Annotated in this window: 9 protein-coding genes; 2 read left to right on the forward strand and 7 right to left on the reverse strand. The window is 48.3% G+C overall.

What is annotated here, in order from left to right; all coding sequences use genetic code 11:
• Positions 1-28: 28 nt before the first annotated feature.
• The 7 genes from M1L23_RS14085 to M1L23_RS14115 form a co-directional block, all read right to left on the reverse strand.
• Complete coding sequence (locus M1L23_RS14085; RefSeq protein ID WP_252628073.1) at positions 29-358, reverse strand: hypothetical protein; 330 nt, start codon at positions 356-358, stop codon at positions 29-31.
• Positions 359-360: 2 nt separating this feature from the next.
• Positions 361-1326: a CsgG/HfaB family protein gene (locus tag M1L23_RS14090; RefSeq protein ID WP_252628074.1), complete on the reverse strand. Its 966-nt coding sequence runs from the start codon at positions 1324-1326 to the stop codon at positions 361-363.
• A 186-nt stretch (positions 1327-1512) separates the two neighbouring features.
• Positions 1513-2154, reverse strand: coding sequence for an orotate phosphoribosyltransferase (pyrE, locus tag M1L23_RS14095; protein WP_252628075.1), 642 nt, complete (start codon positions 2152-2154; stop codon positions 1513-1515).
• Positions 2151-2867, reverse strand: a complete 717-nt coding sequence (gene rph / locus M1L23_RS14100) for a ribonuclease PH (protein WP_252628076.1) — start codon at positions 2865-2867, stop codon at positions 2151-2153. The genes pyrE and rph overlap by 4 nt, the downstream gene beginning before the upstream one ends.
• A 128-nt stretch (positions 2868-2995) precedes the next feature.
• Positions 2996-3898, reverse strand: a complete 903-nt coding sequence (locus M1L23_RS14105) for a c-type cytochrome (protein ID WP_252628077.1) — start codon at positions 3896-3898, stop codon at positions 2996-2998.
• On the reverse strand, positions 3891-5288 hold the full coding sequence (locus tag M1L23_RS14110) for a cytochrome c (protein ID WP_252628078.1): 1398 nt from the start codon (positions 5286-5288) through the stop codon (positions 3891-3893). The genes M1L23_RS14105 and M1L23_RS14110 overlap by 8 nt, the downstream gene beginning before the upstream one ends.
• Positions 5289-5443: 155 nt before the next feature.
• Entirely contained in the window at positions 5444-6715 is a 1272-nt protein-coding gene (locus M1L23_RS14115; RefSeq protein WP_252628079.1) for a DUF4236 domain-containing protein, read from the reverse strand.
• Between the two features lie 140 nt (positions 6716-6855).
• On the opposite strand from M1L23_RS14115, the gene M1L23_RS14120 reads away from it, so the two are divergent.
• The gene (locus M1L23_RS14120) at positions 6856-7719 is read left to right on the forward strand and encodes a YicC/YloC family endoribonuclease (protein WP_252628080.1); all 864 of its coding nucleotides are present in this window, start codon (positions 6856-6858) and stop codon (positions 7717-7719) included.
• Positions 7720-7936: 217 nt separating this feature from the next.
• Complete coding sequence (locus M1L23_RS14125; RefSeq protein WP_476726596.1) at positions 7937-8443, forward strand: Arm DNA-binding domain-containing protein; 507 nt, start codon at positions 7937-7939, stop codon at positions 8441-8443.
• Positions 8444-8746: the final 303 nt, after the last annotated feature.

Here is an 8746-nt window from a genome sequence, read left to right on the forward strand (position 1 = left end):
TATTCCTAATGGTTGTAATGAAACTTTATTAAAGCTGAATAGTAACGTCTATTTTATAGTCAATGCCTTCGCTGAAATACCGTGCGTCGGTAAAAAGAACCTTACCGTTTTGCTTGATTTCAATTTTGTGCTGGCCAGGTAGCAACCGAATTGCTGAACTTGGGTATTGGTAATTACTTAAAGCGCCTTGGTCAAGGTCATCAACAAAAAGGTGCATGCCGGCAGTGTTTACCTTCACCACAAAAGACACCACCGGGCGGGTGTCTATTACTTCCGTTTGGGTGGTTACAGTACGGGCGCAACCCGAAAGAACGGAAATTGTTAGTGCTGAGATCAAAATAAGTTGAATAATGCGCATGACTAATCTCCCTTACGAATTTCTAATTGTGAAAGTTCGAAATTGCTTATGCTACCGCTTACCACACGGCCAAAGGCGCCTTGGTCAAGCTCGCTTTCACCAAACAAGCCCTGCACTTCAAAAGTGCCCACTTTGCTGCCAGGCAAGGTAATGGTTGTACCTGTTGTTGCCGAGCGCACCCGCTGGCCTTTACTCATAATGTCGAATTGCATACCAGTCGTAACACCTTGTGCGGCCCCTCCGCTAATATAAACTAGGCCATTTTCAACAGCTAAAATGTCTGCTGTCCAAGGTTTCTCAATGAAGTCTTGAAGCATTTTTTCAACGGCGGCAGTTACCGCAGCGCCAATGGCTCGGTCGTTTAAGCTGCCGTCGTAACCGGCAACAGAGCCAAACCCCATAACTCGGGACTGTTCTACCGACGAGTCACCTGTACCTGTATAAGACGCAATCACTTGGCCCGTATGCACGTCAACTAGGCGAATATCAACCTTAGCGGTGGCTGCTTGGCGTTGGCTGGTGGAAAAAAAGCCACGCTCACCAGTGGTAGAACGGCCAAATTCAGTTAACGAGCCAATTACTAAAGTGTCGACCCCAACCATGTTATTCATTTTGTCGCCGGTTATTTGCCGCTCGTTTTGTAGCAAGGCTAAGTCTGGGCGTTCAAAAATAAGAAAGCTGTCGGTATTCACAATAGCTTGGGTGAACATGTCGGATATTTTTTTATCGTGTTCACCTGTAACGGCTTCGCGCAATAAGCTGCGGCCGTAATCAGTTTCATTGCTAAGGCGACCCACAGCAATTTTCCGTTTTAAATTTAAACGCGCAGGGGCCACTACTTGTTGGCTTTGTGCCTGGCGCTGTTGCTCAATAGAAATAGGCGATTGGTGTGGAGAAGGTTGTGGCGCTTGAGTTGCAGCGCAGCCTGCAAGGGCAAAAACAACCGCAGAGCTAACGAGAATACGCATAATAAGTCCTCGGGTTTGTAATTCTTATCAAAAGGAATCTGTATGAATGTTATACCACAGCGTACCGCTGATTGTGCTGACAGCGTGTGAAAGTGCGTAAATATAAAGTAAGTTTATAGGCGAGTAAAGGTGTAATTATAATGTTAGCGCAGCAATCGCGGCGCTAACATTGGTAATGATGAAAGATTAGATACCGTAGGTAGCTCGGTAGTTACGTACTTGTTCTAGCATGGCTTCTTGGCCAGGCTGTTCAGCAAGGTATGCAATTAAGTCTGCTAGGGTAATAATAGCAATAACTGAGGCGTTGTAGTCGCGTTCAACTTCTTGAATAGCGCTAAGTTCGCCGTTGCCTTTTTCTTGCCTATCAAGTGCAATAAGCACACCCGCTAAGCTAGCGCCGTTGGCTTCAACTATGTCCATCGACTCGCGAATAGCGGTACCTGCGGTAATTACGTCGTCAACCAACATAATACGGCCTTTAAGCTCGCTGCCGACCAAGTTACCGCCTTCACCGTGTTCTTTTTTTTCTTTGCGGTTAAAGCAGTAAGGCACGTCTTGGCCATGGTGTTCAAACAAGCTAATAGCGGCTGCGGTGGCAATAGGAATGCCTTTATAGGCAGGGCCAAACAGTACATCGAAGGCAATACCAGAATCGGCTAAAGCAGCAGCATAGTAACGGCCAAGCTTGGCTAAGTCGGCACCGGTATTAAACAAGCCTGCATTAAAAAAATACGGGCTAATGCGGCCACTTTTCAGCGTAAATTCACCAAACTTCAATACGCCTTTGCTTACGGCAAATTCAATAAACTCACGTTGATAGGGTTTCATGTGTTTAATGCTTCCTGTTGGTGGTCGTTTAGTTCACGAATGGCGTGTTTAGCAAGTTCAGCCATGGCTGCCATTTCTTCAAAGCTAAAAGGCTCTTCTTCTGCGGTGCCTTGAATTTCAATAATTTTGCCGGTGTCGGTCATGACAACGTTCATGTCGGTGTCGGCGGCGAAGTCTTCTGGGTAGTCTAAGTCGGCAACAGGCTCGCCTTTATAAATACCCACAGAAACAGCAGCCACCATGAACTTTAGCGGGTTCACTTTTACCATGCCGTTTTTGCGCATGTAGTTTAAAGCATCAACCAAAGCTACACAGGCACCGGTAATAGCTGCGGTACGGGTACCACCGTCGGCTTGAATTACGTCACAGTCGACTACAATGGTGTTTTCACCCAAGGCCGACATATCAACCGCAGCACGTAGTGAACGGCCAATTAAACGTTGAATTTCCATGGTGCGGCCGCCTTGTTTGCCACGGGCCGCTTCGCGATCTGAACGGGTATGAGTTGCGCGAGGTAGCATGCCGTATTCAGCGGTAATCCAGCCTTGGCCTTTGCCTTTCATGAAGCGTGGAACGCCAGGGGTAACCGACGCGGTACAAAGTACTTTGGTGTCGCCGAATTCAATAAGTACACTGCCTTCTGCATGGCAGGTGTAGTTGCGGGTAATAGTAACAGGGCGAATTTGCTGATTGGTACGACCGCTTGGGCGCATATAAAAATACCTCGAACATTAAGTTCATTTAAGAGTGGCTGTAATTTTCGCCGCCATTATAGGTTTTTTTGAGAAAAATCGCCACGGCAGAAATAAGAACGCCAGGCTTAGCCCGGCGTTCCTCTGGATTAATGGGCGCGGAAATCAGGTGGCTTAGGAACACCCGGCCAGTCGTGTATTTTATCTGGGAAGTCGGGGCGTGGCTTCACCGTAAAATAAGCCGACACGTCTACCGCGTCTTGTTTGCTTAGGGTAATTTGGCCAAGGGGCGCGTCAAGGCTTACGCCTAGCGGCATATTATGCAGCACGAAGGGAGCCGCCCGAGAAATTCGCGCCATACCGGCACCTAAGTTAAACGACTCGTCGCCCCACAGTGGTGGGAAAATAAAGTCGCCAAACTGGTCTTTCATACCTTCGCCGTTGCCACCATGGCACGAAGCACATTGTTGTACATAAATTTGCTCGCCGCGCACAGGATCAGGCGTAAACTGCCCAACTTTGAAGTACTCCATGTTTTGAATACTCACTCGGTTACCTTTTTCCACATCGCCACGTAGCCAGTCCATGTAGTCAACCATAGCCTGCATTTCTACCGACGACTCGTCGAGTGGCACACCGTTCATAGAGCGGCGAAAACAACCATTAATACGTTCTTGAATGTTTAGAACATCTTGTGCGCGGGGCATAAACTTCGGGTAGTCGTTAATGGTGTTTATATAAGGCGCACCAAGCGGGCGTTTTCCTTGCGCCATGTGGCAGCTATTACAGTTCAACCCATCGCCAACGTTGTCGGGTAGCAAGCGTGCGGTTTCGTTCAGTAAACGCATACCTAGAATAATCGACTCGGCGTTCTCTTCGGCTAACATGTCGCGGGCTAAGGGCGCGCGGTACTCGCCTACTATGTTGCCGTCAATATCAACCACGTTTAGTGCTGGTCGTTCAGGGGCGTCGTAATACCTGCTTTCATTCCAGGTCCAGCCGGCTACTGCAATAACAGCAATGGCGGCAACAGCTATTATAGGCTTATTCATGGCTTGCTCCCCCTACTATCGAACTAAATTGAGGTACATTCACATTTTCATGTGGTACATAATGTGTTGGCGCATGGTCAACCACGCGGCGCATACGCGCTATGTCGCGAGTAGAAATTTCGCTACCGTGGTTGCCCCAGCCGTTCCGAATAAAGTTCAGTACGTCGGCTAGGTCTTGGTTACTTAAGTGATAAAAGCCCGGCATAGTAAAGGCCATCATGTCGTGCTTGGTGTCGGCCATTTTACCGCCAGCCATGGTTACCTGAATAAGCGAGCTTGGATCTTCAGCAAACACTATCGAGTTACCTGCAAGGGCAGGGAATACCCGAGGTGCGCCTTTACCGTCCATGCGGTGGCAAGCAGCACATTCTTGCACATAAATAATTTCACCGGGCTCAGTAATATTACCACTACGAAGCTTTGCCGTGGTGGTGTCTTCGGTTGGCTGCCAGTTAGCCGCGTAGCCTTTGCGTGGCGGCAAGCTCATTAAATAGCTGGCAATAGCGTGAAGGTCGGTGTCGGTAAAGTACTGAGTGCTTTTTTCAACCACTTCCGACATGCTACCAAAGGCTGCGGTGTGGTGAGTACGGCCTGTGCGCAGGAATTCAACTAACTCTTCTTCGCTCCAAATAGCTAAGCCAACACCTTCATTGCGCAAGCTTTTGGCGTACCAGCCTTCAAGTACAGAGCCGGCAAGAAACTGTTCAGAATCATTATTGCTTAACGACTTTTCTTGGAAGCCAATACCCCGTGGCGTGTGGCATGCGCCACAGTGGGCCAAACCTTCTACTAAGTAGGCACCGTGGTTTTGCTGCGCGGTTAAGCTTGGGTTTTCTTCAAATTCACGGGGTTGAGCGAAAATAAGTTGCCACCATGCTAAGGGCCAACGCATGTTTGCTGGCCATGGAATGGTTGCTACTTGGTTATCTTGTTTTACTGGTAGAACAGCCGACATGAAATAGGCATACATAGCTTCTATTTCGTCGTCTTTGGCTATCATGTACGAAACAAACGGCATAGCCGGATACAAAGCCACGTTATCTGGGCGAATACCACGACGAACCGCGCGTTCAAAGTCGGCGTAAGAATAGTTGCCAATACCGGTTTCCGGGTCGGGAGTAATATTGGTTGAATAAATTGCACCTAGCGGAGTTTGCATACCTAGGCCGCCGGCAAAAGCTTTACCACCTGGCGCCGTATGGCACGCCACACAGTCGGCAACACGAGCATAATATTGCCCTTTAGCAATAAGCTCAGGGTCGGTAATGTCTACTTGTGGCGGGTTGTCCATGAGTGGTGCAAACCAATAAGGCACCGACTTGGCTACAGCAACCGCCCCCACCAGTAACACAGCGCAACTAAATATTGCTATTTGCGTGGCTTTTTTCATATCAACTTATACTCCATTATCGGTTTGCACCTATGACACCGTAGGTACCATTTTAGTTTAGCAGTATCTAATATTTAAAGAACTGCTTTCCCAAATGAATTTGATATGAATCAAGCTATTTATTAAGAAGTATATTTATGCACTTAAGGTCGGTTTCAAACTGATATTTTTTTGAATATTCCTGTTTTAGTCATATTGCGGGTTAACTCAAAAATAGTGAGTGCAGCAATAGGGTCTATTTTTTCTGGCGCAGTTAAATTTAATTGCTGCCATTGTTCACGCTGAATACGCACCGACAGCAAATACTCATCATCAATATGGCCAGTGGCACTGTTTAGGCGCTGGGTGTAAGCCAAAACCGTAAGGTGTTGCACACTTGGCAACGTTACCCAGGTAACGCCCGCAAGTTTTAAAACCACACCATGTACATGGCGGGCGTATTCCATACGCTGTTGAGTGGCGCTTTTGGTTTTAATTAGTAATCGCCTGCCATTCTTACTAAAACGGGCGCTACGGTTAGGAAACTCTTCGCTGGTGGGTAAGTCCACATCAAGCAGTACCTCGAAGCCATTTACACCGGTTTGAATTTCAAAACTAACATGGGTGTCGCGGGGCCAATTAAGCGTGGCCAGCTTACTTTCTAATAGGTCGGCCATAAATTCCGTGTCGTGGTTAAGCTTATAAGCAAAGGTTTCTGTGGCCGCATGTTGCTGCTGGCGGTGGCTTTTTTCTTGGCGCTGCCAGTGAGCAAGGGCTTGTTCGAAAGTATGTTGTAATTGCCGGCGCACTTGCTTGGTTTGGTTAAAGTTTTGCTGCCAAGCTTGATGTTTCAAATGGTGTTTTTGGTCTTGCTTGGCACTAACAACAGGCAAAAGCCGATGCCAAAAGTATTTCTTTGGTGGTACGGGCTCAATGGGTAGGCTAGGCAGGGTCGGCCGAATGGGCTCTGTTAGTTCAAACGGCTGGTAAATGTGCTTCGGTGGCGCACCAGAAAGGGGAGGTGTGTCTGTATGAATGTTTTGCAAGGCGTCGGCATCATTATTAATGCGCGCACATTCAGCGGTTAAAAAAGCAGAAATTTCATCGCTATGGTGTTGCCATAAGGTGCGCTTAACAGCTGGGCTAGCAGCTATGCCGCCGGCGTCGTGAATAAGTAGCTCGCCACGGTCGCCCAGGGTAAGAGTAAAGCTTTGTTGAAAGCCACTAGCATGGCTAGCCCCAGTAGGTGAGGCTTTACCAGCCTTGTTATCCAGCCTAGTACGATAAGAAAGCCCCGTTCCTGGCGCCCCCACGTTGCCATGCACACCGTGTTTACCAACAGTAACGCTAGCGCCCCGAATACCCCCCGAAACACTCACACCTGTTTTACCTATATTTAACCGCACACCAGGAAATAGGGTAACCCGGCGCCGAAATCGAAGTGCCATATATTTCTCCTTGCCATACCTATCTATAGCAGCTTTGGGCTGAAAGCAAATGCACCTGAAGAAATGATAATGGTATACTGCGACAATATAAGGATGTTGCACGCTTACGTCGGCATTCAAATAAATTTAAGGTAACCAATATGATCCACAGCATGACAGCGTACGCGCGTGAAGAAGTAAAAGGTGAATGGGGCACAGCCGTTTGGGAATTACGCTCGGTAAACCAACGCTATTTAGAAACCCACTTCCGCTTACCTGAACAGTTTCGTGCTTTGGAAATACCACTACGCGACCGCCTACGCAAGCAACTGCAGCGGGGCAAGGTTGAATGTAGCTTACGCTTTAGCGCCGGCAATGAAAGCAACACGGAATTAAACGTGAACGAAGAACTTGCCCGAGCGGTTATTCGTGGCGCGGAATGGCTACAAAGCCAAGGCGCGAAAGCCTCTATCGACCCACTTGAAGTGCTACGCTGGCCAGGCGTATTAACCAGCCAAGAAGCCGACATGGATGCCCTACAAGCGGAATTGCTGGCGGGCTTCGACAAGGCCATGAGCAGCTTTTTAGAACACCGCGGCGCCGAAGGCAGCAACATGCAAAAGCTCATAGAAGACCGCCTAGAAAGCATCAGCCAACAAGCCGCCAAGGTACGCCAACGCATGCCCGAAATTATTCAGTGGCAGCGCGACCGTTTACTGAGCAAATTTGAAGAAGCCAAAATAGAACTCGACGCCGAACGCGTGGAACAAGAAATGGTGATGCTGGCGCAAAAGGTAGACGTAGCCGAAGAGCTCGACCGCCTCGACAGCCACATAAAAGAAACCCGCAACGCCCTGAACAAAGGCGGCGCCTGCGGCCGACGCCTCGATTTCATGATGCAAGAGTTCAACCGCGAAGCCAACACCCTCGGCTCCAAGTCCATCCACGCCGACATCACCGCCAGCGCCGTAGAAATTAAAGTGCTGATTGAGCAAATGCGCGAGCAGATTCAAAACATCGAATAGTTTTTTTACCCGTCCAAGAATGTCTTAGAAGCCCTGTTATTTGCTTGTAAATACAGGGCTTTTTTATTTTTCCCGTCCAAATCGGTTTGCAGATGTCCGTTACCAACTGCCTGTTTAGTGGTGGGAAGAATGGTGGTGGGCAGCCATTATTGCCCCTCCATTATTTCAGCAATTATGGAGTAAACATGGGAAAACTCACAGCAAAACAGGTTATTGCATACAGCAAAGCCGAACCAAAAAATACTCAGACGGTGAAGGGCTATACTTTTGCGCCCGCAAACAAGGCTCGCCTTACTGGATGATCCGCTACACCACAGCCAAAGGAAGACGAGAAGCAACCTTGGGGCAATTTCCTTTAATATCGTTGGCAGACGCCAGAATTGCCGCCGCATACTTTCGAAAGGAAGTACGTGACGGCATAGATCCTCTTCTGGAAAAACAGAAAATCGAGTTACCTGACATTGAAACCGTGGATCAACTGTTCCATGACTGGTATCGAACCGATCTTAGTCGACGACTTCAGCATCCCAAGATTCCGTATCGGGTTTACACCAAAGACATAAGCCCAGTCATTGGCATTAAGTGTATTGCTGAGGTGACTGCACGTGACGTGCGGGAGGTGCTAGAGCGCATTCGAGAAAGTAACCGCCCTACCATTGCCAACGATACCTTGATGTACATGAAGCAGCTGTTTCGGCATGCGATAATGCGGCCGAACGTTTAACCCGCTGGCTGACCTACCAGTTACCACGCGTTAAACAAGCGCACCCTAGCTGCCCGATTCACCAATGGCTGAATAGCATTGGCGCACAAGTGATCGTAGAAAAATGGCAAAGCCCCGAGCAATGGCCAAACCTGTATTGGCTACCTTTACCTGAGGTTGATGGCCACGCGCTACCTTGTGTAACTACCCCGTAAAATAATACAGATTACTCGTAGAATTTCTTTTAAGCTAAACGAAAGGAGTTTGACGATGAGCAAACGAAAGACTGAAAGCCAAATTGTGGCGATTTTGAAAGAAGCTGAA

This window comes from Aliidiomarina quisquiliarum (genome assembly GCF_023922585.1).
GTDB classification, from domain to species: domain Bacteria; phylum Pseudomonadota; class Gammaproteobacteria; order Enterobacterales; family Alteromonadaceae; genus Aliidiomarina; species Aliidiomarina quisquiliarum.

What these genes read in the sequence shown, in the direction of transcription:
- rph (WP_252628076.1), bottom strand. Translation starts at nt 2,867, where the DNA reads ATGCGCCCAAGCGGTCGTACCAATCAGCAAATTCGCCCTGTTACTATT.
- M1L23_RS14120 (WP_252628080.1), top strand. Translation starts at nt 6,856, where the DNA reads ATGATCCACAGCATGACAGCGTACGCGCGTGAAGAAGTAAAAGGTGAA.
- M1L23_RS14085 (WP_252628073.1), bottom strand. Translation starts at nt 358, where the DNA reads ATGCGCATTATTCAACTTATTTTGATCTCAGCACTAACAATTTCCGTT.
- pyrE (WP_252628075.1), bottom strand. Translation starts at nt 2,154, where the DNA reads ATGAAACCCTATCAACGTGAGTTTATTGAATTTGCCGTAAGCAAAGGC.
- M1L23_RS14110 (WP_252628078.1), bottom strand. Translation starts at nt 5,288, where the DNA reads ATGAAAAAAGCCACGCAAATAGCAATATTTAGTTGCGCTGTGTTACTG.
- M1L23_RS14105 (WP_252628077.1), bottom strand. Translation starts at nt 3,898, where the DNA reads ATGAATAAGCCTATAATAGCTGTTGCCGCCATTGCTGTTATTGCAGTA.
- M1L23_RS14115 (WP_252628079.1), bottom strand. Translation starts at nt 6,715, where the DNA reads ATGGCACTTCGATTTCGGCGCCGGGTTACCCTATTTCCTGGTGTGCGG.
- M1L23_RS14090 (WP_252628074.1), bottom strand. Translation starts at nt 1,326, where the DNA reads ATGCGTATTCTCGTTAGCTCTGCGGTTGTTTTTGCCCTTGCAGGCTGC.